Source organism: Pseudoalteromonas sp. T1lg122 (assembly GCF_002964825.1).
In the GTDB taxonomy this organism is placed as follows: Bacteria; Pseudomonadota; Gammaproteobacteria; order Enterobacterales; family Alteromonadaceae; genus Pseudoalteromonas; species Pseudoalteromonas gelatinilytica.
Window position 1 is genome coordinate 359,986 of record NZ_PQCG01000007.1, and the last position, 25,083, is coordinate 385,068.

The 25,083-nt window shown below is 40.7% G+C and carries 22 protein-coding genes and 1 pseudogene; 13 read left to right on the plus strand and 10 right to left on the minus strand.

Annotation, left to right across the window (positions count from 1 at the left end):
* Both C2M33_RS07025 and C2M33_RS07030 read right to left on the minus strand, forming a co-directional pair.
* Positions 1–766: pseudogene (locus C2M33_RS07025) on the minus strand (CvfB family protein); the annotation flags it as partial.
* Positions 767–768: 2 nt separating this feature from the next.
* Positions 769–2,094, minus strand: a complete 1,326-nt coding sequence (locus tag C2M33_RS07030; RefSeq protein WP_063706172.1) for a DEAD/DEAH box helicase — start codon at positions 2,092–2,094, stop codon at positions 769–771.
* Positions 2,095–2,293: 199 nt separating this feature from the next.
* On the opposite strand from C2M33_RS07030, the gene trhO reads away from it, so the two are divergent.
* The 6 genes from trhO (at position 2,294) to C2M33_RS07060 (ending at position 10,804) form a co-directional block, all read left to right on the plus strand.
* On the plus strand, positions 2,294–3,301 hold the full coding sequence (trhO, locus tag C2M33_RS07035; protein WP_105174083.1) for an oxygen-dependent tRNA uridine(34) hydroxylase TrhO: 1,008 nt from the start codon (positions 2,294–2,296) through the stop codon (positions 3,299–3,301).
* 157 nt (positions 3,302–3,458) lie between these two features.
* A complete protein-coding gene (locus C2M33_RS07040; RefSeq protein ID WP_105174084.1) occupies positions 3,459–3,887 on the plus strand; it encodes a hypothetical protein in 429 nt (142 codons plus the stop codon).
* A gap of 131 nt (positions 3,888–4,018) precedes the next feature.
* A complete protein-coding gene (locus C2M33_RS07045) occupies positions 4,019–5,035 on the plus strand; it encodes an efflux RND transporter periplasmic adaptor subunit (protein WP_105174085.1) in 1,017 nt (338 codons plus the stop codon).
* 2 nt (positions 5,036–5,037) lie between these two features.
* Positions 5,038–8,115, plus strand: coding sequence for an efflux RND transporter permease subunit (locus tag C2M33_RS07050; RefSeq protein ID WP_105174086.1), 3,078 nt, complete (start codon positions 5,038–5,040; stop codon positions 8,113–8,115).
* 83 nt (positions 8,116–8,198) lie between these two features.
* On the plus strand, positions 8,199–10,097 hold the full coding sequence (locus C2M33_RS07055) for a DUF294 nucleotidyltransferase-like domain-containing protein (RefSeq protein ID WP_105174087.1): 1,899 nt from the start codon (positions 8,199–8,201) through the stop codon (positions 10,095–10,097).
* Entirely contained in the window at positions 10,097–10,804 is a 708-nt protein-coding gene (locus C2M33_RS07060) for a 3'-5' exonuclease (protein WP_105174088.1), read from the plus strand. Before C2M33_RS07055 ends, C2M33_RS07060 begins: the two co-directional genes overlap by 1 nt.
* 104 nt (positions 10,805–10,908) lie before the next feature.
* On the opposite strand, the gene C2M33_RS07065 is transcribed toward C2M33_RS07060, so the two are convergent.
* The 5 genes from C2M33_RS07065 to C2M33_RS07085 all read right to left on the minus strand — a co-directional run bounded on the left by C2M33_RS07065 (position 10,909) and on the right by C2M33_RS07085 (position 18,113).
* Positions 10,909–12,483, minus strand: a complete 1,575-nt coding sequence (locus tag C2M33_RS07065) for a BCCT family transporter (protein ID WP_105174089.1) — start codon at positions 12,481–12,483, stop codon at positions 10,909–10,911.
* A gap of 333 nt (positions 12,484–12,816) precedes the next feature.
* Positions 12,817–14,484: an asparagine synthase B gene (asnB, locus tag C2M33_RS07070; protein ID WP_063705432.1), complete on the minus strand. Its 1,668-nt coding sequence runs from the start codon at positions 14,482–14,484 to the stop codon at positions 12,817–12,819.
* Between the two features lie 366 nt (positions 14,485–14,850).
* Entirely contained in the window at positions 14,851–15,786 is a 936-nt protein-coding gene (locus tag C2M33_RS07075) for a biotin-dependent carboxyltransferase family protein (RefSeq protein ID WP_105174090.1), read from the minus strand.
* The gene (gene pxpB / locus C2M33_RS07080; RefSeq protein ID WP_105174091.1) at positions 15,783–16,448 is read right to left on the minus strand and encodes a 5-oxoprolinase subunit PxpB; all 666 of its coding nucleotides are present in this window, start codon (positions 16,446–16,448) and stop codon (positions 15,783–15,785) included. The genes C2M33_RS07075 and pxpB overlap by 4 nt, the downstream gene beginning before the upstream one ends.
* 141 nt (positions 16,449–16,589) lie before the next feature.
* A complete protein-coding gene (locus tag C2M33_RS07085; RefSeq protein WP_105174092.1) occupies positions 16,590–18,113 on the minus strand; it encodes a leucyl aminopeptidase in 1,524 nt (507 codons plus the stop codon).
* 157 nt (positions 18,114–18,270) lie between these two features.
* Here C2M33_RS07085 and msrA point away from each other — a divergent pair, with 157 nt between their 5' ends.
* Entirely contained in the window at positions 18,271–19,548 is a 1,278-nt protein-coding gene (msrA, locus tag C2M33_RS07090; RefSeq protein ID WP_105174093.1) for a peptide-methionine (S)-S-oxide reductase MsrA, read from the plus strand.
* 61 nt (positions 19,549–19,609) lie between these two features.
* Here msrA and C2M33_RS07095 read toward each other — a convergent pair whose 3' ends face one another.
* Complete coding sequence (locus C2M33_RS07095; RefSeq protein ID WP_063705416.1) at positions 19,610–20,074, minus strand: hypothetical protein; 465 nt, start codon at positions 20,072–20,074, stop codon at positions 19,610–19,612.
* A gap of 196 nt (positions 20,075–20,270) precedes the next feature.
* Positions 20,271–20,690 carry a hypothetical protein gene (locus tag C2M33_RS07100; protein ID WP_063705413.1) on the minus strand — a complete coding sequence of 140 codons (420 nt, stop codon included), beginning with the start codon at positions 20,688–20,690 and terminating at the stop codon, positions 20,271–20,273.
* A 392-nt stretch (positions 20,691–21,082) separates the two neighbouring features.
* Between C2M33_RS07100 and C2M33_RS07105 the strand changes: the two genes are divergently transcribed.
* The 5 genes from C2M33_RS07105 to C2M33_RS07125 all read left to right on the plus strand — a co-directional run bounded on the left by C2M33_RS07105 (position 21,083) and on the right by C2M33_RS07125 (position 23,704).
* Positions 21,083–21,517 (plus strand): GNAT family N-acetyltransferase, encoded by a 435-nt coding sequence (locus tag C2M33_RS07105; protein ID WP_063705410.1) that lies wholly within the window; start codon positions 21,083–21,085, stop codon positions 21,515–21,517.
* A 112-nt stretch (positions 21,518–21,629) separates the two neighbouring features.
* The gene (locus C2M33_RS07110; protein WP_063705407.1) at positions 21,630–22,058 is read left to right on the plus strand and encodes a hypothetical protein; all 429 of its coding nucleotides are present in this window, start codon (positions 21,630–21,632) and stop codon (positions 22,056–22,058) included.
* A gap of 96 nt (positions 22,059–22,154) precedes the next feature.
* Positions 22,155–22,595 (plus strand): DUF695 domain-containing protein, encoded by a 441-nt coding sequence (locus tag C2M33_RS07115; protein WP_063705404.1) that lies wholly within the window; start codon positions 22,155–22,157, stop codon positions 22,593–22,595.
* Between the two features lie 39 nt (positions 22,596–22,634).
* Positions 22,635–23,006 (plus strand): hypothetical protein, encoded by a 372-nt coding sequence (locus tag C2M33_RS07120; protein WP_063705401.1) that lies wholly within the window; start codon positions 22,635–22,637, stop codon positions 23,004–23,006.
* Positions 23,007–23,146: 140 nt separating this feature from the next.
* The gene (locus tag C2M33_RS07125; protein WP_158685569.1) at positions 23,147–23,704 is read left to right on the plus strand and encodes a hypothetical protein; all 558 of its coding nucleotides are present in this window, start codon (positions 23,147–23,149) and stop codon (positions 23,702–23,704) included.
* Between the two features lie 125 nt (positions 23,705–23,829).
* On the opposite strand, the gene C2M33_RS07130 is transcribed toward C2M33_RS07125, so the two are convergent.
* Positions 23,830–24,252: a hypothetical protein gene (locus tag C2M33_RS07130; RefSeq protein WP_063705394.1), complete on the minus strand. Its 423-nt coding sequence runs from the start codon at positions 24,250–24,252 to the stop codon at positions 23,830–23,832.
* A 371-nt stretch (positions 24,253–24,623) separates the two neighbouring features.
* Here C2M33_RS07130 and C2M33_RS07135 point away from each other — a divergent pair, with 371 nt between their 5' ends.
* On the plus strand, positions 24,624–24,884 hold the full coding sequence (locus tag C2M33_RS07135; RefSeq protein WP_105174095.1) for a hypothetical protein: 261 nt from the start codon (positions 24,624–24,626) through the stop codon (positions 24,882–24,884).
* Positions 24,885–25,083: the final 199 nt, after the last annotated feature.

Consider the following 25,083-nt stretch of genomic DNA (forward strand, 5'->3'; position numbering starts at 1 on the left):
GCTTTTTTGTAGTTTGCTTTACTGGTTGAGAAAGTCTTTTTAATTGCTTCTGGGTCTGATTTATCACCTAAGTGAAGTACGCCGCCTTCGGCTTTTAATTTAGCTAAGATTTTTTCGCCTAAGTCGTTTACTTTGCCCATACCTGGCTTTTCAAGTAGTACGTCGATTTTGCCGTCCTCACGTACTTTTTGAATAAAGCCTTTTAAGCGCTGACCAACAAATAGCTTTTTAAATACCGTGTTGTAGTAAACAACACCAATGTGGGCTTCGTTCACGAGTACTTTGTAGCCAAGGTCTGTTTTACCGGCAACGATTAAGTCAACTTCTTCCATCGTTGCGTAAGTTGGTTCTTCTTTCGATAAAACTTATTAAAGTTGCTTGATGCGCAAATACGTTGGCTAGCATTATCTAGGTATAAACGTACAAGATACGAAAAGCCGTCTTTCATTTTTGGCTTTTGTTCGTTGTATGGCGCTAGTACGTCTTTTTCGAGGCCCCAATCCAAAAACGCACCAGTGCTATTGATAGCTTTAACACGTAGTAGGGCAAATTCGCCTACCTCAGCCAATGGTTTTTTCGTGGTACCGGTTGGGTGACCTGCGTGATCTAAGTAAATGAATACTTGAACGCTGTCGCCAGCTTCTAGTTCGTAATCAATTTCTTTGCTTGGTAAGAATACTTCGCCTAAATCACGGCCATCTAAATAAGCACCTTCGTTAGACATTTCGTTAACGAAAAGGGTTTGTGTGGTTCCTAAAATACTCATTGTTATTCCTGTTCTGGCTTTTTCTTACGGCGCATTGGAGCAAAACCATCTACATCAATTGGTGCTTGAATAGGGGCTTTAGGCTTTTTAGGGGCTGCTTTGCGTTTTGGTTTAGCAGGTTTTGCAGCCACTTTTTTCTCTGCTTTATTCCAAACAGTGTTTGGTTTTTTCTCACGCAGACCTTTAAATTTACCAACAAGGCCGTCAACGGTGAAAAAGCTTAATTCATCATTTAAAAATGCTTTAATTGCTTTGTAGCTAGGCCAATCTTTCGGGCCCACTAACGAAATAGCAGTACCTTTAAAGCCTGCGCGACCAGTACGACCAATACGGTGCACATATTCTTCAGCATGTTTTGGTAAGTCAAAGTTAATAACGTGAGTCACGCTTAATAAATCAAGACCACGTGATGCAACATCAGTGGTGATTAAAATTTTAAAGTTTTCACGGCTAAAGGCATCCATAATTTCAAGGCGCTTAGCTTGGGTTAAGTCACCCGCAAGTGCTTGTGCTTTTAGGCCTTTATCAGATAATAATTGGCTTAAACGCTGAGTATCGGCACGTGTTGCAGTGAAAATAATACATTGGCCAACATTGTCTTGTTTTACAAAGTGCTCTAGTAGCGCTTCTTTGTGATCTAGATGATCAGCTAAATAAAGCTGCTGGGTAATGTCACTATGTTGCTCGTTAGAGGCACTTAACAGTATTTGTTTTGGTGAACGTAATAAGTTACGTGATAAAGCATCAACTTGTGCATGGTCAAGGGTTGCTGAAAACAATAACGTTTGGCGTAAACGGTGATCAGCAAGCTCGTTGATCATTTTAACTTGATCGGTAAAACCTAAATCTAAAATACGGTCCGCTTCGTCAAAAATTAACAGCTCTAAGCCTGAAAGTTGTAACGAGCGTTGACTTAAGTGATCAGCAATACGGCCCGGTGTGCCCACTACAAAGTGCGGGTCTTTACGAAGTGCTTTAATTTGATCGTTAAAGTTTTCACCACCCAGTATTTTTACTGCACTAATGTTTGTGCCTGCAATTAAAAGTCTTAATTGGCTGTATACTTGGGTTGCTAATTCGCGGGTAGGCGCAACGATCAAAACGCGAGGGTCGCGTTTACTGAGTGCTTTTTGTTTCATTACACGCTGTACAGCAGGTAATAAAAACGCCAGCGTTTTGCCCGATCCTGTTTTTGACTGTGCAAAAATATCATGGCCTGCGATAGCTGTTGGTACCGCGTGAGCTTGAATGTCAGTGGGCTGGGTGATGCCTTGATGCGCAAGTTGTTTTTCGAGGCGTGTATCAATCCCAAGTTCAGTAAAATGCAATGCGTAATCTCCGATGAGCAAAATTTGTAAATCCCGTTCATTATAACGCACTTGCCTCACTAGGAGACAGTAAAAACACAGCTATTTCGCATCAGTTTTTGCAATTATCGCTAATTCGCGTAAAATACGCGCCCTCAATGCGCCGGATTTGCGATTCGGTTAACGCCCCTCATGGGCATTTAAAGCAAAAGGTAAAACCATGACTGCTGTTCATAAAGACAATGTAACTAGCGAGCACTTTGTTGTTTGCGCACTTTACAAATTTGTAGCCCTTCCTGATTTTGAAGCGATCCGCCAACCACTACTAAAAGTAATGGAAGACAATGAAGTACGCGGTACTTTGTTACTTGCGGCTGAAGGTATTAACGGTACTGTTTCTGCTAAACGTGAAGGTATCGATAACCTACTTGCATGGTTAGATGCACAACCAAACCTAGATAACATTGTGACTAAAGAGTCATACGATGACGAATGTCCGTTCTACCGTACTAAGGTAAAACTGAAAAAAGAAATCGTAACTATGGGTGTTGAAGGTATCGACCCACGTGAAGTAGTGGGTACATACGTAAAACCAGCTGATTGGAATGCGTTAATTTCAGACCCTGAAGTGATTCTTATCGATACGCGTAACGATTACGAAATAGAGATCGGTACTTTCCAAAATGCGGTTGATCCAAACACGAAGACATTCCGCGAATTCCCTGCATGGGCGAAAGAAAACCTAGACCCAGCAAAGCACAAAAAAGTAGCGATGTTCTGTACTGGTGGTATTCGCTGTGAAAAATCAACTGCTTACATGAAAGAGCAAGGCTTTGACGAAGTATTCCACCTTGAAGGCGGTATTCTTAAGTACTTAGAAGAAGTACCAAAAGAAGAAACTATGTGGGAAGGTGAGTGTTTTGTATTTGATAACCGTGTTGCGGTAAATCACGACTTACAAAAAGGTTCTTACGACCAATGTCATGCGTGTCGTATGCCTATCACTGAAGAAGAAAAGCAAAAACCAGAATACATGGAAGGTGTTTCGTGTCATCACTGTCACGACAGCCTAACAGAAGAGCAACGTGCACGTTTTGCTGAGCGTCAAAAGCAAATCGAATTAGCACAGGCGCGTGGCGAAGGTCACATCGGTAATGAAGCGCAAGAAGTTCTTCGTAAGCGTAAAGAAGCTAAAAAAGCGCAAAAAGAAGCACAGCGCCAACAGTAATTTTTAGTATTGTTAATAGTTAAAAACCTCAGCATTATCTGGGGTTTTTTTATGCCCGTAAATCGCCTACATACAGTTTATTACAGTTCTTAAACAGTATCTAACTCATGCTAGGAATACTATCTATCTAAGCTTTTATACTGACAGGGTGAGAACAATGAAGAAATTACTGATAGGTTTACTCTTTTTAGGCGGCTGCGCATCACAAGGAGTTGATAGAGCCGACCAAAATGTGATGATCAAACGCTTTTATGCAAAGGTAACATCAGTAAAACCCGTTAAATTATCATCGAATGTTAAAACGGGTATAGCAGCAGGCTCTGCGATAGGTTTTGTTGATGAATTAGATGGCAACCACGAAGAGATGATTGCAGGCGCCCTTGCTGGAGCACTGGTCGGCGGGATTTTTACTGCAATTGCAGAGGGAAGCAACGATGCCTTTGAATATTCATTACGTTCAGAGCAAGAAGGGAGTTTTACGCTAATTCAAAAGGAACAAGTTGATATTAACTCAGGGTGTGTAGAGGTTACCATTGCAAGCGAAGCACACTTAAAAGGGGTCGATTCATCACATTGTCGTTCTTAATTTGAAAACAAAGGCGATGTATGCGTTTATTTCACCTTGGCTAATTGTTTATTAAACGAAGTCATCTTTTTATTGATCACAAAGCTGTTACACTTCGTAACAATTAAAACGATTCTTATTTAGGTGAAATTTTGACAATTGGCAAGTTACATACATGGACTTTAATTGCCTGTATTAGTTGTGTTTCCGTCGCTGAGGCGGCTAATGTAGTTGTAGAATCAGTGTCTGTTGAAAAGTCTAAACAACAGATAAAAGCAGTGGGTAACGCTGAAGCGATCCACTCAGTCACACTTTACCCAGCCGTTGGTGACAGAGTCACCGCTGTTTACTTTAAACCAGGCGATAACGTTGCCAAAGGTGACTTACTATTAGAGCTTGATTCACGTAGACAAAAAGCAGCGTTGATCGAAGCCGAAATTACATTAAAAGATGCTGAGCGCACCATGAAAAGGCTTGAAGAAAGTCACGCCCGTGGTGCGGTGCCACAAAGTGATTTAGATGATGCGAAAACGCTTTATGAGCTTGCAAAAGTCCAGTTAATGCAAGCCCAAACAGAGCGTGAAGACCGCGAAGTTCGTGCTCCTTTTAGTGGTGTTATGGGTTTAACTGACGTCGAAGTAGGCGACAGGATCACAACCCAAACAGCCATTGCCACTATCGATGATATTTCTGAACTTTATATCAATTTTAATGCCCCAGAGGCCGCTATCTCAGTGCTTAAACAAAAATCCTCGGTCGAAGTGGTGCCTTGGTTAGGCGATAAAGGTTATACGGCTAAGGTGGCAGAGCTTGATTCGCGTATCAATGCCCAAACCCGTACACTTAGAACAAAAGCCAAACTTGATAATAATGCTCAGCAATTTATGCCGGGTATGAGTTTTCGTGTGCACATAAATATTCTGGGTGAAGAGTTTGCGGTCGTACCCGAAGCTGCCATGATGTGGGGTGCTGCAGGCCCTTACGTATGGAAGAGTGTCGATAAAAAAGCAACTCGTGTTGATGTAAAAATTGAGCAGCGTTTAGCAGGGCGTTTACTAGTCTCTGGTGGCTTAAACGAAGGTGACTTATTGGTGACAGAAGGCGTTCAGCGCCTAAGACCTAATCAAGAGCTTAATTTCATCAATGAAGTGCAGCTAGCCAAGGAGTAATGATGAAACAGCAACCTATGATGGAAGACTTACCATCAATGGCGATACGTCGCCCTGTTTTAATTGTGGTACTTAACTTACTCATTATTATCGCCGGTATTGCTGCAATAGCAGGGGTTGAAGTACGTGAGCTTCCTGATGTTGATAGACCACGTATTACTGTATCAGCGTCTTTTCCGGGTGGTTCACCGGAGACCGTAGATACCGAAGTGACTAGTAAGCTCGAAGGGGCGGTTGCCAGAGTAAGTGGTGTAAAGTCGATTCGTGCGCAAAGTGAAGAAAACAACGCTCGTATCGTGGTTGAGTTTCGCCCCGGCGTTAATTTAGATGATGCTGCGAACGAAACACGCGAATCAGTGGCCCGTGTACAGCGTGAACTACCCGAAGAAGTTGAACGGGTATCAATTATCAAAGCCGATAACGACGCCGAAGCGGTAGTATCGTTAACGGTATCAAGTGATAGCTTATCCCTTGAGTCACTAACAGAGCGTGTTGATGTTGACTTAGCCCCGCAGTTTTTAACTATTCCTGGAGTTGCCGATGTTCGCTTAAATGGTGACCGTGAACGGGTGCTTAGAGTGCGTATCGACCCACTTAAGCTGAGCAGCTTTAACCTTACCGTACCAGATATTGCCAACGTACTTCGTCAGGCTCCCTTTGATGTGCCTGCAGGTAGTTTAAAATCAAGTGATCAACAAGTCATCGTTCGTGCTGATGCAACGTCAATTTCTGCTGAACAAGTAGCCGATATCATCGTACGCGATGATACCCGTATTGGCGATGTTGCAGCTGTTTACTTTGGCCCAGCTGATCCGCGTTCGTTCGTAAGGCTTAATGGCACACCTGTCATTGGCATGGAAATTATTCGTCAGGCGCAATCGAATACCATCGAAATTTCTGATGAAGTGCTCACTTTAATCGAGCGCATGCGAGTCCGTTTTCCTGAAATGGAATTTACTCTCACCTCTGATGATGCGCAGTTTATCAGAAGTTCAGTTGATGAAGTCATTAATTCCTTGTTACTAACCGTGCTGTTAGTGGTGATCACACTATGGGTGTTTATTGGCTCATGGCGCGCAACCCTGGTTCCTGCATTTGCAATACCTGTTGCATTAATTGGCTCTTTAGCACTTATTTGGGCGCTTGGTTTCTCAATTAATATTCTTACTTTGCTTGCATTAGTGTTAGCAACCGGCCTAATTGTTGATGATGCCATTGTGGTTAGTGAAAATATACAACGTCAGCGGGGCTTAGGTCTTGGCCGCCGTGCAGCTGCAGTGGTTGGTACGCGTGAAGTATTCTTTGCTGTTGTGGCAACAACCGCCGTATTGGCTGCGGTGTTTGTGCCTATTGCTTTTTTACCTTCAACAGCAGGACGCCTATTTAGAGAGTTTGGTGGTGTATTAGCTGGCGCTGTGATCATCTCAAGCTTTGTAGCACTGTCTTTGGTACCTGCGTTGACTTCAAAATTGAAATTAAAGCAGGGTGGTTTTCATCCATTTGCGAAAGTTGGCCATGGTTTAGCCGCCGTTTATAAGCGCACAATACATGGTGTGCTTGAGCATGCATGGCTTACCTTTTTTGCATGTTTGTTGGTTGCAGCAGGCTCTGGGGCACTGTATTTCAACCTAGATAACGAGTTATTACCAACAGAAGATCGCGGTAAAATCCGTATTTTTGCCCGAGGTCCTGATGGTGTTGGCCTGAACTTTATGGACAGGCAAGCGGTGCAAATGGAAGATATCTTACTGCCTTATGTTGAAAGTGGAGATATTGAGTCTATTTACACTGTGGTTGGGCAATGGGATCCAAATATTGTATTTATCACTGTGCCACTAAAACATTGGGACGAACGTCATTTTAGTCAGCAAGAAATTATCAATAAAATACGTGAACCTTTAGGGAATATTCCTGGTGCGGCTGGTTACCCAGGTGGCTCAAATAGTTTGAACTTACGTGGTCAAGGCGGTGGTATTGAGCTTGCTTTATTAGGGCAAGATTACCTCGAGATATTTAAAGCCGCGCAAGAGTTCTCTGCTGAAATTGAAAAAGCAGTGCCAGAAGTGGCGCCTGTGCGTATTTCATATCAGCCGTCACAGCCACAATTACGGGTTAATATTGATAGGCGTCGTGCTGAAGAGCTTGGTGTATCGCTCAGTGATATCTCTGTGACACTACGCGCAGCAATCAATGGTGATGATATCGCCGATTTAAACATTGGTGACCAATCAATCCCAATTATGTTGCAAGCACAAAACCAAACAATCACAAACCCAAGTGATTTAGCTAATTTGTATGTTGGTGGCCGAAATGGTCAATTGGTGCCACTGAGTAGTGTTGCAACGATCACTGAAGAAGGTGTTGCCGCTGAGCTTGAGCGTCATGCGCAGCGCCGTGCTATTGAACTGAGTATGGAAATGCCAGAAGGCGTTACCATTGCTGAGCTTGTAACAAAAATCCGTGATATTTCAGAGCAATCTCTGCCTGCTGGCATCAGCTTAGCGTTTAAAGGTGAGGCATTAACTTTTGAAGAAACCGCTAATGAAGTATTAGTAACCTATGTATTGGCCTTTTTAATCGTACTACTGGTTTTGGCAGCGCAATTTGAAAGTGTAAATAGTGCAATTGTTGTGATGATCACAGTACCGTTTGGTATTACATCAGCGATTTTGGCGCTTTATCTAACGGGTACATCATTAAACATTTACTCGCAAATTGGTTTAGTGATGCTGATTGGTCTCATTGCTAAAAATGCCATATTGCTGGTGGAGTTTGCCGACCAATTACGTGATCAAGGCCGATCGGTTAGAGCTGCGGTAGAAGAGGCAGCATTGGTTCGCCTTCGCCCAATCACGATGACACTGGTTTCAACCTTACTAGGTGCATTACCACTTATTTTATCTACCGGCGCGGGGGCTGAGGCTCGTAACGCGATTGGTTGGGTGGTATTTGGCGGTTTAGCACTTGCGGTGTTATTTACCCTGTATCTAACGCCTGTCATATACCTTGGTTTAGCTCGCTTTACTAAACCAAGAGGTGATGAGTCGAAACTTCTGGCCGAAGAGTTAGAAAAGGCTTAATCCTATTGAATTGGCTATTTTTCTTTGAAAAAATAGCCAATTACCCTCACAATTAATACAAATGCTATAAACTAGGTACGCGTATGCAAGCCGAACATGTCGATATTGCCCAATTTCTTTCTGATCATGCACCGTTTGATGATCTTCCTGAAGAGGCCGTCAATAAACTCGCCTCACAAGTCGAAATCGCTTATTTTCGTGCGGGTACACAAATATTAAATTACGGCGAAGATATCGCTGATTTATACGTTATACGCACCGGTGCTGTTGAAATGTATCGCCGTGATGGTGAGTTATACAACCGCTTAACGGTAGGGGGGATATTTGGGCAAATGGGTTTGCTGATGAACCGCAAAGTGCGTTTCCCAGCAAAGGCGCTTGAAGATACCTTAGTTTATTGCATTAATGTTGAGTTGTTTAACCAATATTGTGATGAATACGACGTGTTTGCTGATTTTTTTGAAGCCGATGGTAATGTTAGGCTTCATCAAGCTGTTGTAGAGCAAGCAGACAGCAACGATTTAACAACCGCTAAGGTCAAGTCACTTCTTCATCGCGATGTTGTTACTGTAGCAAAAGATGCGTCTGTGCAAATGGTTGCACAGTTGATGACGCAAGAGTCAGTTTCATCAGTATTAGTCACTGATGCAGATAAACCGATCAGTGATGATCCTGATGATGATGACGGCCAAGTAGTTGGCATCATTACCGACCGTGATTTACGTACCAGTGTGATTGCAAATGGCTTAAGCTATGAAGCCCCAGCAGCGCAAATTATGCAAACCGATTTAGTTTTGCTTGATAGCAATGCCTATGTGTTTGAAGCAGTACTTGCAATGCTCAGAGACAATATTCACCACCTGCCAGTTGTTGTGAAGAAAAAGCCTATCGGTGTTATTTCGCAATCAGATATCTTACGCTACGAATCACAAAGCAGTTTATTGCTAGTGCGGGGTATTTTAGCGCAGCAGTCGGTTGAAGATTTAGCTCACTATGCAAGGCAGTTACCTAATGTGTTTGTACGCATGGTGAACGAGGATGCTAACTCCCACATGATAGGTACGGCCATGGCCGTTATAGGCCGTACATTTAAACAACGCTTACTTGATTTAGCCGAAGAAAAGTTTGGTCCGCCACCGGTGCCATACTGTTTTATTGCTTTAGGCTCTATGGCTCGTGATGAACAGTTAATTGTTACCGACCAAGATAACGCTATTATCCTCGATAATGGTTTTAACGAAGAATTACACGACGAATACTTTCAAAACTTGGCTGACTTTGTTTGCGATGGTTTAGCTGAGTGTGGCTATAAGTACTGTGAAGGTGAAATTATGGCGTCATTCAAAAAATGGCGTTTAACTCGCGAGCAGTGGCAAGAACAATTTGCAGATTGGATGGCCGAACCTAAACCGCAGGCTTTATTACACAGCTCGATCTTTTTTGATTTAGACGGTGTGTACGGTAAAAACAAATGGGCTGATGAACTTAAGCGTTTTATCGCAACAGAAGGGCGTAAGAATAAACGTTTCTTGGCTAACCTTGCTTCGAATGCGCGCAACAGAACACCGCCTCTAGGTTTCTTTAAAGACTTTGTGTTAGAGCATAATGGGCAACACAAGCGTTCTATGAACTTAAAACGCCGTGGCACAGCGCCTTTGTCTGATGTAATACGTGTGCATGCATTAGCTATCGGTAGCCGTAAACAGAATTCATTTGAGCGACTAGAAGATATTATTGATGCCAAATTACTTCCTGAGGGTAAAGCGCAGGATTTACGTGATGCGCTAGAGTACATTGCGATGGTAAGAATTAGGCACCAAGCATGGCAAATTGAAAAACTTGATGAAGCGCCTGATAACGATCTTGAGCCTCATTTACTATCACCCTTTGAGCAGCGCAATCTTAAAGAGGCATTTGCGATTTTAGATAAAGCACAGAATTTCCTTAAATTCAGATACTCAGCTAACTCAGGGATGAAATAATGGCAAAGCAAGGCGCTAAACTTGATTGGCCAAGCCGCTACCAGCAGCAACTAAAGGTAAGTAAACAGCCATTAATCCAAGAGTTTTATTCTTCAGCCATCAATGATTTAAGCATGCCTATCAGCGACGTTCCTATGGTCGCGCTAGATTTTGAGACGACTGGTCTAAATTTTGATGGTGACGATATTGTCAGTGTGGGATTAGTGCCTTTTAATTCAAAGCGAATTTTTTGCAAATACAGCAAGCATTGGATTGTTCAACCACGGCAAAAGCTCGCTGAAGAGTCGATTGTTATTCATGGTATAACTCACTCAGAAGTGAGTGAAGCACCAGATTTTTCTTCTATCATGGAGCCTTTATTAGCTGCATTAAAAGGCAAAGTGATTGTGGTTCATTTTGCACCTATTGAACGGCACTTCTTATATCAAGCGTTGCAAGCACGGTTAGGGGAAGGGCTTGAGTTTGCCGTTATAGACACGCTAGACCTTGAAACGCGAGCGCTTAAGGCAAAGCAAGGGTTACTAGGACGGTTATTTAATTCTAAGCTCGATTCAGTACGATTAGCTGACTCGCGTATTCGGTATTCATTGCCGGCGTATCAAAATCATAATGCGCTTAATGATGCCATAGCCACCGCAGAGCTATTACAAGCACAGCTTGCCTACCATTATCGCTCTGATACACCATTAGGTGAGTTACTTATATAACGTGAGTAGCACTGACTTTAGTCGGGTATTTAAAAATAGTTGGTAAAGCTTAAATAATAAAAAACGCCGCAATGCGGCGTTTTTTGTTATTTAAAGTTTTGTGATTAGTTACTTGGCTCTGTTCTCAAACCAAGAATTAAACTCACGCACATTAATAACAATACAAAGGTAAACGGTAAGCCCGTAGATACGGCGCCTGCTTGTAATGCTTCGATAGCTTGTGTGCCACCAATCCAAACAAGTGCAGCTGCAATAGCACCCTCGATTGTTGCCCAGAAAATACGTTGTGGCACTGGCGCGTCAACTTTACCACCTGCAGTGATTGAGTCGATTACTAATGAACCTGAGTCAGATGACGTGATAAAGAACACGAGTACTAGCACAATTGCAATGAACGAAAGCACTTGCGACATTGGCAGGGCTTCAAACATTTGGAACATTGCAAGAGGTACATCAGTTAAGCCTTTCTCACCCAGCACACCCACTTTATCAATAACTTGCTCAATGGCGATACCACCGTAAATTGACATCCAAAAGATGGTAACGATAGTAGGAATAAGCAATACGGCAATTAAGAACTCGCGAATTGTTCGGCCCTCAGATACGCGCGCAATGAACATACCAACAAATGGTGACCATGAAATCCACCAAGCCCAGTAGAATACGGTCCAGCCGTGCATCCAAGTTTCATCTTCTCGACCATGCGGGTTACTCAATGGAATGATGTTTTCAACATAACCCATTACTGTATTCGGGATATTGCCAAATGCCGCGGCAAAACCGACAACACCAACAAACACTAATAATACGAAGGCAATGACCATATTAACGTTGCTCAGTAATTTTACACCGCCGTCAATACCGCGAACAACTGAGATCACCGCAAGTAACGTTACCCCAGTGATAACACCAATTTGTAAGCCAATTCCTGCATCAGTACCAAATACATGATTAATACCTGCAGCCGCTTGCTGCGCACCTAAGCCAAGTGATGTTGCAAGGCCAAATAACGTAGCAAGTACCGCTAAAATATCGATGATATGACCCGGCCAACCCCAAGCTCTGTCACCTAAAATAGGGTAAAAAATCGAACGAATAGATAACGGCAAGCCTTTGTTATAGCAAAAGAATGCCAATGACAGTGAAACAACAGCGTAAATTGCCCAAGGGTGAAGACCCCAGTGGAACATGGTTGCACCCATTGCAAGTTTGGCGGCTTCAGGGGTGTTAGCTTCAACGCCGAGTGGTGTTTCGTACCAGCCTGTAAAGTAGGCCACAGGTTCTGCGACGCCCCAAAACATTAAGCCAATACCCATGCCCGCAGCAAAGAGCATGGCTAGCCATGAAATTCGAGAATGAGATGGTCTTGCGTCATTGCCACCTAAGCGAATATTACCGTAGGGTGAAACAATCAACGCAAGGCAAAACAATACGAATAAGTTTGCTGACCACATAAAAAAGCCATCAAAGTTATTAATAATGTCATTCTTAATGCCATTTAGGGTTGTTTTTGCTGTTTCAGCATCTGAAATGAGTGTTGCCACTAAAAATAGGGCGATTAAACCCGCGCTGATGCCAAAGACAGGGTTGTGCACATCAAAACCCCATTTTTGTACATTGTCCTGACCGACAGTGTAGTCGGTATTGTCGATACTGTACTTGTCATGATGTTCGCTCATGAATACCTCTTGTTGTGATTATGTTTAGCAGAGAGCTAAACGGCCGGTTGCTACCTATTTATTTCATTGCAAGTTATACGTATGAACACTAAAAATAGTTCGTAGACGAAATAAATTTGTACCAAATATTAGTCTTTAGTGTAGGAGTTCGAAAATAAATGTAAATGGTTTAAGCACTAAATAGGCGAATAAAAGCCATTTTTATGTATTTTTGACGGATTTGTGAACGATTTTACAGGTGGGAATAATTATTTGATTACAGTATTATTTCAAATCAAATTATTTTAATTCAGAGGAAAGTGCTGCAAACACAAGATTTGCAGCACAAAAACATTACTTCTTATAGGCGTCGTTATGAACACCCGCAGCACGACCTGAAGGGTCAGCATTGTTCTGGAATGACTCATCCCAAGCCAGTGCTTCAGGTGTTGAACAAGCAACCGATTTGCCGTGCGGAACACATTTAGCTGCTGCATCGCCAGGGAAGTGTTCTTCGAAAATACTACGATAGAAATACGCTTCTTTAGAATCTGGCGTATTGATCGGGTATTTGTATTTAGCATTAGCAAGGTCTTGATCGCTTACTTGCTCGCTCACGTACTCTTTCAACGTATCAATCCAGTTATAGCCTACTCCATCAGAGAACTGCTCTTTTTGACGCCATAGCACTTCTTCTGGTAGATAGCCGTCGAATGCTTCACGAATAATGTGCTTTTCGATTTTACCGTCTTTACACATTTTCGCTTCAGGGTTGATACGCATTGCTACGTCTACAAATTCTTTATCTAAGAATGGTACACGTGCTTCCACGCCCCAAGCTGCCATTGATTTATTAGCACGTAAACAGTCAAACATATGTAGTTTAGACACTTTACGGTTAAGCTCTTCATGGAACTCTTGTGCATTTGGCGCTTTATGGAAATAAAGGTAACCACCAAACAATTCATCAGCACCTTCACCCGACAACACCATTTTAATACCCATGGCTTTGATCTGACGTGCCATTAAATACATAGGCGTTGAGGCACGAATGGTTGTTACATCGTAGGTTTCGATGTGGTAAATCACTTCACGAAGGGCATCAATGCCTTCTTGAATAGTAAAGTGAATAGGGTGGTGAACTGTGCCAATCATATCAGCCACTTTTTGTGCAGCTGCTAAATCTGGCGACCCTTCAAGCCCCACAGAGAATGAATGCAGTTTTGGCCACCACGCATCTGACTCGTCATTGTCTTCGATACGTTTTGCAGCAAAACGCTGTGTGATAGCTGAAATAACAGATGAATCTAAACCACCAGATAATAGAACACCGTATGGAACGTCACACATTAATTGACGTTTAACTGCTGCCTCTAGGCCTTCTTTTACATCGCTTGCTTTAGCTTCGTTGTCTTTAACCGCATCAAAGCTTTGCCAATCACGGCTGTAGTACTTACGAAGTTGACCATCTTTGCTCCATAAGAAATGACCCGGCGGGAATTCTTCAATATGTTTACAAATTGGCGATAATGCTTTTAATTCTGAGGCAACATAAAAGTTACCGTGTTCATCGTGACCCGTATAAAGCGGAATAATACCGATATGGTCACGACCAATTAAGTAGGCATCTTGCTCTTCGTCGTATAAACAAAAGGCGAAAATACCATTTAAATCATCTAAAAACTCAGGGCCTTTTTGCTTGTATAAAGCTAAGATAACTTCACAGTCAGACTGAGTTTGAAAAGTAAAATCTGTTTCTAAGTTAGCTGCTAACTCTTTGTGGTTATAAATTTCACCGTTAACCGCAAGAATATTTGTACGCTCTGGGTTGTACAAAGGTTGTGCACCACTTGATACGCCAACAATCGCTAGACGTTCGTGCACTAAAATAGCTTTATCTGATGAATATACCCCTGACCAATCTGGCCCGCGGTGTCTTAAAAGTTTTGACATCTCAATTGCTTGACTTCGCAATTGGACGGGATCAGATTTAATATCTAATACCCCAAAAATTGAACACATAGTGACTCCTCATTCCAAATATGTGCGCAGTTAACAGAATTTATATAACTGCGAATGTTTGTTTTAACAGAAATAATTACCTAAGTCACACAGGTTTTTTAATTAATTAAGAATAAAATATGCACCTTAAGCGGCGGCTTTGCACCAGTATGGGGTAATTGTTTAAAGGATGAGCAGTTTAAATGCTTGATTTACACAAATAGGCTGATATAGAACCCGTAACAAAGGCTATTATTACTATCAACGCTGCACAAGTTTAGTGCAAAGGGTTATGTGAATTTTTTATTATTTAAATGTATAGACAAGTGGTGAAGGCAACGCGAGCAAAGGTTTTCTTTGCTCGCTATTTTTAAAAAGTATTTAGGCTTACTTGTTAATATAGTTTAGTGCTATCGCTAGTTGATTTAAGTGCGCAGTGAGCTTTTCTTGTGCTGCATGGGCCTCTTTAAGTGTGACAAACTTAAAGTGCAAGAAGTCTCCGGGTTTTAATTGTGCAAAATGACGAAGATCTGCTTCGATCACTGTGCCTAGTAATGGGTAACCACCTGTCGTTTGCGCATCATTTAATAACACGATGGGTTCACCATTGGGCGGTAATTGAATACAGCCCGGCGCAACGGCCATAGAGGGTAATGAAACAGTGTGACGAATGTCGCATTCATCACTTAATAGCCTTGTGCCCATGCGGTTACTATTTGGCGATACATGCCATGAATGATTAATAAAGTTAACGATAGTGTCTTTTGGTAACAGTGCTGCATGAGGTCCCGCATGAATACGTATTTGCGTACTCTTTGGCGGTAGCATAGCGCCTAAGCCAACTTTAGTATTGTACTTAGGGGTAACCTCAAAACTATCGCCAGCTTGTAAAGCTTGACCAGTCAAGCCACCAAATCCCGCTGAAATATCAGTTGAGTAAGAATTCAATATTGGGTCTGGTAAATGCCAGTCCCCGCCAATAGCAAGGTAACTTCGAAACCCATGGCGCGCAGCATTGAGTTTTAGTACATCGCCTTTTTTTATGTAGAAGCTCCAACCAGGCTCAACAGCATTGCCATTCACGGTGGCTTTCATATCTGTACCGTGCAGTGCGATGTAGTAATCGTTATCGAACTGAATTTCCGCAAGGCCTAATGTAATTTCAATAACGGGGTTGTTATCATCATTGCCGACTAAACGGTTTGTAATAATCTGCGCGTAAGGGTCAATGCAACCAGATTGACCAATGCCTAGATGGCGAGAGCCTGTGCGCCCTTGATCTTGTATAGACATTTGCATGCCAGGTTTGATGATGGTGATCATTTTAACACCTCCTGAATAACAAACTCCAAAGTATCACCGGGTTCTATCGCACAGGGCGAGGCTGCATTAATATCAAATAGGCGAAAATCTGTATGACCAATAATTTGCCAGCCACCAGGAGAGCTTTCTGGGTAAATGCCGGTTTGTTCGCCGCCAATAGCAACAGACCCTTTTGGAACCGAGAGCCTTGGTTCAGCATGACGAGGGGTAAATAATTGTGGGTTTAGTCCGTCTAAATAAGCAAAGCCGGGTTTGAAACCAAGAAACAACACATGGTATTTGGCACTACTGTGCATTTGAGCAACTTCATCGACAGACAGATTATGATGTTTAGCAACATGTGCGATATCTGGTCCATATTCACCACCATAACGTGTCGCGAGTTTATGATGACGCGAATTGAAGTCACTGGCTTTAAGTTCATGCCATTGATCAAGTAATCGTGGCAGCCAGCCAGCAAGTTGGGCGGGCTCATTAAGGTAAAGCGTTAAGTTATTATTGGCGGGAACTATATCAACAAAGTCATCACTGCTTTGACAGTACTGTGCTAAAGCCCATATTTTCTTTTGGGTTGTTAGTGTGTCGCTGCCTGTTTCATAGGCATCAAAAAAGATGCTATGTGTCGTGAGCGCCATAATCTTGGGTGTTCTATCGGTCGTCATTGCGTATCAATCTTATTATTATCCCTTGATGCTTATTAGCATATAGGCTGGATGTTGATGATGTAAATGCGTCTTTAGCGTTAATTAGAAAAAATCAAGATAGCCAAGCGGTTATAACCGCTTGGCCGATGACTAACTTGGTTAATTTGAGTTATTTAATAACCAATTAGACAATAAACGTACGCCGTAACCTGTACCACCTTCAGCAAGTTCATCTTTCGCTTTTGAGTTTAGCGCGTTACCAGCAATATCAATGTGAACCCAACGCGTGTCACCAGCAAAGTTTTGTAGGAAACTTGCAGCTGTGGTTGCACCTGGACCATGTGAACCGATGTTTTTAAGATCAGCAATATCAGACTTTAATGCATCTTCGTAACCGAGCGGTAAACGCCAAAGGTTTTCGTTTACTTGCTTACCCGCAAAAGTTAGTTGCTCAACAAGCGTATCATCAGCTGAGAATACAGCCGCATAGTCATTACCTACAGCACCAATCTTAGAACCCGTTAGTGTTGCAACATCAACCATAATACTTGGTTTGAATTTATCGCGGGCATACCACATTGCATCACTCAGTACTAAGCGGCCTTCGGCATCCGTATTTACAATCTCAACACTTAAACCTTCGGCTGTTCTTACAACATCACCCGGCGCTACAGCAAATTGCGATACCATGTTGGCAGCCATGCCCATGACAGCAACAACGTTTGTGTCGGCTTTAGCCAGTGCCATTGCTTTAACTGTTCCCAGTACTGCAGCTGCACCTGCCATATCTGATTTCATGCGGGCAATTGAAGCACCAGTTTTAAGGCTGTAGCCACCTGAATCAAACGTAATACCTTTACCTACTAATGCGATAGGGGGGGTTTTATTCCCTTGATAGTGTGCAACTACTAAACGTGAACCTTCTTCGCTACCACGGCCAACCGCTTCAAGTGCACCCATGCCTAGCTTTTTAATTTGCTTAGGTTCTAAAACAGTAATTTTAACACCCAGCTTTTTAAGTTCTTTTGCCGCTTTAGCAAAATCAGAAGGCGTCATTTCTGTTGCAACTTCAGAGGTTAAATCACGTGCTAAAAATACACCTTGTTCAATGTGTTGTAGTAATTTATGGGTTTTGACTGCTTGGTCTAAATTTTCAACGTCGACAGTGTAGTTTACAACATGGCTGTCTTGTTCTTTTTTGTACTGCTCAAAACGGTGGTCACGTAAATTCGCACCATGTGCAAATTCAGCTGCGTATTTAGCATTGATTGCGCTGTCTTTTAGCTCTGAAAAATCGAGGCTTACGGTTGCTTGTTTAGCAGACTGTAATTTAGCGTGAACATTACCACCGAGTTTTGCCATTTTTGCTGCATCTAGTTTTGGCTGTTCTCCTAAGCCAACAAGTAAGATGCGCTGGTGGTCGCTGCCATTAGGAGCGATGACTTCTAATGTTTTGCCATAACCTGCTTTAAAATCGCTGAACTCAATGACCTTATTTAGGTGAGTTTGGGTTTCTGGCTTTAAATAATTAAAGTTAGCAACTTGACTATCAGTGTCTAAAAATAAAACTAAGGTGGTGTCGTTTGGCTTAATTGACTTTGCAAAAGTGAACTCTGCGGCATTCACTTGCGTAGCAAGTGTTAACCCTAATGCAATAGCAGACAAGCTGTGTGCAATTTTCATTTTTTAATATCCCAATGTTAAAAAGCTGTGTTTTACCGTAAATAAGGTTAAGAGTTAAATTGTTAGCGGTGAATAGCTGTTTGCATGCGTTTAAGCTGAAATTATTAATGCTTATGCTCGGTCTACTTTAAATACAGGCTTTTAAGAGGAAATTAGTATGACAATTAAGTCGATGTTACTGACACTATTTACTTGCAGTGCCATTTTTACCACCAGCCAAATTAAAGCTGACACAATGCCAGATAACGCAACAGGGCATATTGAATCGATCGTGCTTGGCTCTGGTTGCTTTTGGGGAGCTGAAAAACGATACGAAGCACTGGATGGCGTGTTAGATGCTGTATCAGGTTATGCCGATGGGCATGGATTTAAAGCGACCTACAAGAATATAACACGTAGCTCACGACGCTTTGATGAAAACAATTATGCAGAAGTTGTTAAAGTCACATACAACAGTAACGAGTTAACAACACAATCACTTTTAAAGCATTATTTTGAAAATCATGATCCAACACAGCTAAATCGCCAAGGTAATGATATTGGTACTCAATACCGCTCAACAATTTTGGTTAGTAATAACGAGCAACTCGAGATTGCTAATAAACTTAAAGGTGAATACCAAAGCAAATTAACGGCAGCAGGGTATGGCAAGATTGTAACTGTGATAAAACCACTTGATGCGTTTTATGCTGCAGAGGATTACCATCAAGATTATTTAAAGAAAAACCCTAATGGTTATTGCCCGGATCATTCAACGGGCGTTGTATTCACGCCAGTAAAAAAACAGCAGGTTGATAACACAGCCTTATTGGCCGGCAAGCAAATTGTGGTGATTGATGCTAAAGGCTATTGTCCTTATTGTGAAAAGTTTAAAAAAGACGTCGCGAATGAGTACATGGGAACAATTCCGATGACGTTTCGACATGCTGATCAGCTCGATGGTTTAACAATTAAAACCCCAACATGGGCGACACCCACACTCTTATTTATTGAAAATGGCGAAGAAGTGTATGGGAGACAAGGTTATGTTAGTAGAGATGAATTTTACAAAGCCTTAGGTGCATTTAAACTGGGGGACAGTGAAGCCTTTAGAGTGGCATTTCATGCCAGAACAGATAGTCCATTTTGTAAACAATACGATATCTTTAAAAATACACCTGATGGGATTTTTATTGATAAGTTAAGTGGAGTGCCACTTTTTGATACCCGAGATCGATTTAATTCAGGCACCGGCTGGCTTTCATTTATTCATCCGATAAAAGACAGTGTAACTATGCATGAAGATAATAGTTATGGCATGCAACGTATTGAGCTTAAATCAAAAAGCTCAGGTATTCACTTAGGGCATTTGTTTCCAGGTGAAGGGCCAAGAGGTAAAGACCGATACTGCATTAATGCTACCGTGCTTGATTTTGTGCCAAGAGATAAATCTTAAAAGGTAATTGATGTAAGAAAACCAGCCGACATGGCTGGTTTTCTTTTAGCCTGATGACTTATTACCACAATTTTAATTCCTGTTTAGCGAGATTTAAGTTAAACGACACCAGCTCGTTATTATTGAGCTGCACAGCCTCATAAAAATCAGCAATGGCCGCCGTATCATTTTTTGCCATTAGTCGAGCAATGCCTCTATTACTTAATGCATAAGACGTCAGTTCATTACGCTTATAATGTGGAGCATTGACCTTTTTTAGCATCGCGATTGCTTGTGAGCAATCTTGATCAGCTTTATCAAACTGTTTTAGTTTCACACTCACAACGCAACGATTAAATGGCACGATATAGTTGTTAGCATCGTTCATCGTCTCTAAAGAATTAGCAAAGTTACCTTGCATAATTGCTTTTGAGCTTGCGTTATCGTCAACAACCATGAGTTTAAAGTCGTTGTTGTTGGCGAATACAAAATTTGAACAAACAAATAATATTAACCATAGGCAGGGTTTAAAATTTAATTTAAACATTGTTTTCTCCTTGTTAGCGTAAGCAATATGCTTACTCTATAAAGTTAGAAAACAGGGTATAAAACTGACAAACGAGATATTCGCACTCGTTAGGTGAAGAAAAGTATTTTATAGATAAGAATATGACAGGCAAAAAAAAGCCCGGTCAGAACACACAAGAACCGGGCTTTCGACAACAATTTGGTTGGGGGAACTTTTACAGCGCTAAGTTTTGTTTTGCGCGGCTTAAGTTGTGATTAACAAGTTCATTTTTTGAAATTTGCACTGCTTCATAAAAGTCAGAAAGTGCAGCTGTATCGTTTTCAGACATGATGCGTGCAACACCACGGTTACTAAGTGCAAACGATGTTAATTCGCGACGTTTGTAACCAGGTACTTTACTTGTACTTAGAAGTGAAATTGCTTGTGTACACAGGCTTTCCGCTTCTGAAAAATTCTTTTCTTTAACGCTTAATGCACAGCGGTTGAAGGCAGTTTCGTATTGGCTTGTTGCATTATCGTTAGTTTGAGCTTGCTCAATAACCATCAGTTTATAATCAGCTTGATCGGCTACTGCCATCGCTGAGCAAGTTAATAAAGAGCTAAGTGCAATAGTGGTTACAAGTGTTTTTAACATGATAGTTTTCCTCTGAATAAGTTGGTGTTTCTTGCCAACGAGTGAACTTTAAAATATTCCTATAAGCTAAACAAACGATTAAATTAAAACTGATAGATGAAGAAATTTAATCTATAGAGTAATTACTCAATTCTCAGAAGTTTACTAGGGTGTAGAGCAAGCAAGTGAATTTGATTATTTATTTAAAGGTGAAATTTACTTAGACGAGTGTTTATAAGTTTAATGCTGTCACTAATGCATAGAAATGTTATTTGGGCCTGTAATTTATGGTTTAAAATTGTAGTTAGGTTAAAGGGGCACAGCCTTAATGTTTGAACAGTAGCAATCGGTTAGTAACTTTGTTAAAACTAAACCTCTTTAATAACAGGTGTTAACATCACAAAGGAATTCTGGTGCAAGGATATAAAATCAGCACAGATAAAACTGACCTCGATTTTGAAGTAATTTACGGTTTTATTTCAAAAAGCTATTGGGCGTCAGGAATACCAAGGCAGACGCTAGAAACAGCCATTTCAAACTCATTTTGTTTTGGTGTCTATGATAGCCATGATTATCAAATAGGTTTTGCCCGCCTCATAACAGACAAAGCAACATTTGCCTATCTTGCTGATGTATTCATAGTAGAGAGTCATCGAGGCAAAGGTTTGAGCAAGTGGCTCGTTGAAAGCATAGTTTCTCACCCCGAGCTTCAAGGCTTAAGGCGTATGGTATTGGCAACAAGAGATGCGCATGGTTTGTACACGCAATATGGTTTTCAACCAATTGAAAATCCAGAGATGTTTATGCAAATTTGGAATCCAAGTGTTTACCATGACCTAGAAAAGTAACAACAATTTCAAAATTATATAAAATCAGGTAGTTATAGTTTGTTGCTAACTTTAAGTGTCAGTGTTCTTGCAGTGTAATAATGAATAGACATTAGAGTAGATAAGGGAAGTCATGGATAAATTTTGTTGGGAAATTACTGTTCAAGATCTTAATGAACATGCTGTTTGGCTTTTTAAGTATTGTAAGGATGATTCAGTTGATGAAACGATTGTAACACCAGCAACTGAAGCTGATACCTTAAACCCAAATAATCATTTACTCGTAAAATCCCTGTTTACTGATGCTATTGGCAATAAATTCTTGGGTTACATTAAGGTTGGCTTAGCTGGAGTTGTGTACACACAACCATGTATGTTTTTTGATGATGAACCTGTTAGCTTTTGGTTTGGCATATCAACACCCAATACAATTGATTTACCAAAGCTAAACTTTCCAATTCAAGCTGTTTCAGAGCCTATCTATGGCCTGCCTTCTCAAATCGAGACAATTAGTGGTTATGGCTATTTAGACATGCACTCAAACAAAACCTATCTCGATTAAGCCTGATTAATCGCTTTATTCTGTTTAGGATGTATTTTACTCGAAATTTTTGAAATATAGATTTGCACATAAACATTTATACAAAGGAATTCATCAATGAAAATCCCAGCAGCCAATTCAGCACCATGGAATATAGCAGAAAGTGATAATGGCGGTATGCCAAGATTAATTCGTTATCGAACTGATCTGGCACCTTTTATCGCCAACAGTGATTATCCTCAAAGATTAGTTATCATATGGGAGTATGATGCAGATAACCTTAATGGAATGCCATCAACTGAGCAAAGTGAAACGATGAAATGTTTTGAGAACGCTTTAGATGCGACTCTTGACTCAGATCGTTTAGCTGTCTTATCCCTTGTATTTACTTGTAATGGAAGCCGTGAATGGCATTACTATATTAATCGTGTTGACGAAGTCGGTCTTAGAATCAATACAGCCTTATCTGAGTTTCCAAAATTACCTATACACCTGCAGGTTGAAAACGATCCTGAGTGGGAGCAAATTAGTCTTGTATACCAAATCTGCGGTGTTTAGCTAAAACAATTAAAATGTTGTTCAAAGGTTTGATCCACGATGAATAAATTAATTATTTCAAGTTTAATGCTTGTTAGTATGATTACATTTTCTGCACCTGGTCAAGTTATGCATTGGGGGGATTTAGCATCAATTAAGAGAGAATTAATCGAAGATAAAGCAAGAACATTTTTATTGCGTGAGAAGCCCGAACTCAAAAATGTTGCGGTTAAATTTGTTCAAATCGATGCTCAAATCCATAAAAACGAAGGCCCAACTTTGAATGTGGTGTTTATACATGCAAACTCCTTTAAACCAATCGAGCAAAGTGAACTTTACGATAAATCAAAGAATTCCAGTGAAATCAAATATTGTATGGAATTTATCTTCATCTTTTTTCAAAAAATGGCGAACCAGACAAATTGGTCGTAAAAGATGTTTTGCTTAGTAAAGATATTGAATCTTCGAAGAAAGGTTTTTGGGATACATACAATTCATTTTAATACAGAAAAAATGAGTTAAGATTTTAATCTTATTTTTACTTCTTGGTATGCTTTAAAGTAAATTTTAACTTGGAGCTTATACTTTTTAAGGACAAAATTATGAAAACAGGACTTTTATCAATCGGGTTATTATTTACATCAAATCTTGCTTTTGCTGATTGTAAAGTAGCGCTTGAGGAAAGGTTAAAAGACGATTTGAACCTCACATACCAACAATTTGATCAGACATACGATGCTGGGTTTAGATTGTTAGAAAAATCAGGTTGCCATGCTGAAGCCGCAATTCTGATAAAACGTTTTATCTCTCATAATAACTCTAAAGAAAGCTCGTTAACGTGGCATTTAGCGCAAATGGAAGGGCTAGCTGGTGATTATCAACAAGCAGTTTTTCACGCAAAAAAAGTATTGGATCCCGATGAAGAGCTAAGTGGTTCAAAAATGTATTGGAATGACTTTGTGTTAGGAAATATTGCTTTTTGGAATAAAGACAAAGAAAAGCTAAAAAAACACATAGCAAATATTGAAAAGGGACAAAGCTTTAAACCTAACCAAATAAACCTAAACTACCTGAATCAGTTACTCAAACATTTTGATTTTAGTTACAAACAAGCATTGTCTGAAGCTTAAGGTAAGCTTCGTTAGCTTAATTCCTAGATTGCTACTCGAATTTGCAAGAAGCATAAAATGATCAGTACATATACGACAAAACCCAGCCGAGGCTGGGTTTTGAGACAACACAATTCTGTGAGAACTTATAACGCTAAGTTCTTTTTCGCACGTGTTAAGTTGTGTTCAACTAACTCGTTACCTGAAATTTGTACTGCTTCGTAAAAGTCAGACAATGCAGCTGTGTCGTTTTCAGACATGATGCGAGCTACACCGCGGTTGCTTAACGCAAATGACGTTAATTCACGACGCTTATAAGCAGGTACTTTGCTTGTGCTAAGTAAACTGATTGCTTTTGAACAAAGCGCTTCAGCTTCTGTAAAATTCTTCGCTTGAACACTTAACGCACATTGGTTAAATGCTAATTCGTATTGACGGTTAGTCTCTACTGATGCTTGTGTAGATTGGTCAATAACCATCAATTTGTAGTCACTTTGATCAGCCACTGCCATAGCTGAACAAGTTAATAAAGAGCTAAGTGCAACGCGTTTCATAAGTGTACTAAACATAATCATTTCCTCTATTTAAATCGGTATCAATCGCCGACAACTGAACTTTAATTGAACAGCGCTGATTCAACAAACGATAAAAAATGACCTAATAGATGAAGAAATTTAACCTATAGACTTTAGTCTAATGTAATGAATTAGTTTTAAGCCGTCAGCCGTCAGCCGTCAGCCGTCAGCCGTCTGATCTGACCCCGATGATCTGACCCCGATAAAGCAGATACGGGGTTTAAATAGGTAATGTTTACGATAAAGAACAATAAAGGAGTAGAGTACGCAAAACAAACAAATTGTTGTTAATTAAAAATAAAATCGGTACTTTATGATGGTATGTGTAGTTGATAACTTAATTTATTCTGAATAAGCGTATAACCATGAAACTGATATTTGCGTTGTTATTTTTAGGGCCTGTTATTGCCAATGCAGCTGAAGATAAAGTGGCTGTTTATCTTAATTTAGAGCAGGCTTATTTGAGCAACGATGTATCTTTGTTTACGCCATTATTAAGTAAAAACTATACCATTAGACAAACATTGCATATTCCAGGCATAGGGTCAGATACTGTGCCTGTTACTAAAGCTCAGTTACTTGAAGGCATGAAGCAAAATCCTAAGCCTAGTTCATTACCGCGTTAAAAGCTGAATCAGTCAAAGTAGAAACAATTTCATCAAATCAATTCTGTGCAAATTCACAAACTCTCGATCAAGTCGTCGTGGCAGGTAAAAACTACGAAGAGAAGGAACTACGCAAAGCCTGTTTTAATCATAAAAATAACCGCTATGAAGCTATATCACATACCATTGATGTGTATTATAGAGAGCTTTGATTGTGATA

Excerpts from the sequence above, each read along its gene's own strand:
- C2M33_RS07110 (WP_063705407.1), top strand. The coding sequence starts at position 21,630 with ATGGATAAATTTTGTTGGGAAATTACTGTTCAAGATCTTAATGAACAT.
- C2M33_RS07040 (WP_105174084.1), top strand. The coding sequence starts at position 3,459 with ATGAAGAAATTACTGATAGGTTTACTCTTTTTAGGCGGCTGCGCATCA.
- pxpB (WP_105174091.1), bottom strand. The coding sequence starts at position 16,448 with ATGACGACCGATAGAACACCCAAGATTATGGCGCTCACGACACATAGC.
- C2M33_RS07060 (WP_105174088.1), top strand. The coding sequence starts at position 10,097 with ATGGCAAAGCAAGGCGCTAAACTTGATTGGCCAAGCCGCTACCAGCAG.
- C2M33_RS07095 (WP_063705416.1), bottom strand. The coding sequence starts at position 20,074 with ATGTTTAAATTAAATTTTAAACCCTGCCTATGGTTAATATTATTTGTT.
- C2M33_RS07055 (WP_105174087.1), top strand. The coding sequence starts at position 8,199 with ATGCAAGCCGAACATGTCGATATTGCCCAATTTCTTTCTGATCATGCA.
- trhO (WP_105174083.1), top strand. The coding sequence starts at position 2,294 with ATGACTGCTGTTCATAAAGACAATGTAACTAGCGAGCACTTTGTTGTT.
- C2M33_RS07130 (WP_063705394.1), bottom strand. The coding sequence starts at position 24,252 with ATGTTTAGTACACTTATGAAACGCGTTGCACTTAGCTCTTTATTAACT.
- C2M33_RS07085 (WP_105174092.1), bottom strand. The coding sequence starts at position 18,113 with ATGAAAATTGCACACAGCTTGTCTGCTATTGCATTAGGGTTAACACTT.
- C2M33_RS07120 (WP_063705401.1), top strand. The coding sequence starts at position 22,635 with ATGAATAAATTAATTATTTCAAGTTTAATGCTTGTTAGTATGATTACA.
- C2M33_RS07075 (WP_105174090.1), bottom strand. The coding sequence starts at position 15,786 with ATGATCACCATCATCAAACCTGGCATGCAAATGTCTATACAAGATCAA.
- C2M33_RS07100 (WP_063705413.1), bottom strand. The coding sequence starts at position 20,690 with ATGTTAAAAACACTTGTAACCACTATTGCACTTAGCTCTTTATTAACT.
- C2M33_RS07050 (WP_105174086.1), top strand. The coding sequence starts at position 5,038 with ATGAAACAGCAACCTATGATGGAAGACTTACCATCAATGGCGATACGT.
- C2M33_RS07135 (WP_105174095.1), top strand. The coding sequence starts at position 24,624 with ATGAAACTGATATTTGCGTTGTTATTTTTAGGGCCTGTTATTGCCAAT.
- msrA (WP_105174093.1), top strand. The coding sequence starts at position 18,271 with ATGACAATTAAGTCGATGTTACTGACACTATTTACTTGCAGTGCCATT.
- asnB (WP_063705432.1), bottom strand. The coding sequence starts at position 14,484 with ATGTGTTCAATTTTTGGGGTATTAGATATTAAATCTGATCCCGTCCAA.
- C2M33_RS07115 (WP_063705404.1), top strand. The coding sequence starts at position 22,155 with ATGAAAATCCCAGCAGCCAATTCAGCACCATGGAATATAGCAGAAAGT.
- C2M33_RS07065 (WP_105174089.1), bottom strand. The coding sequence starts at position 12,483 with ATGAGCGAACATCATGACAAGTACAGTATCGACAATACCGACTACACT.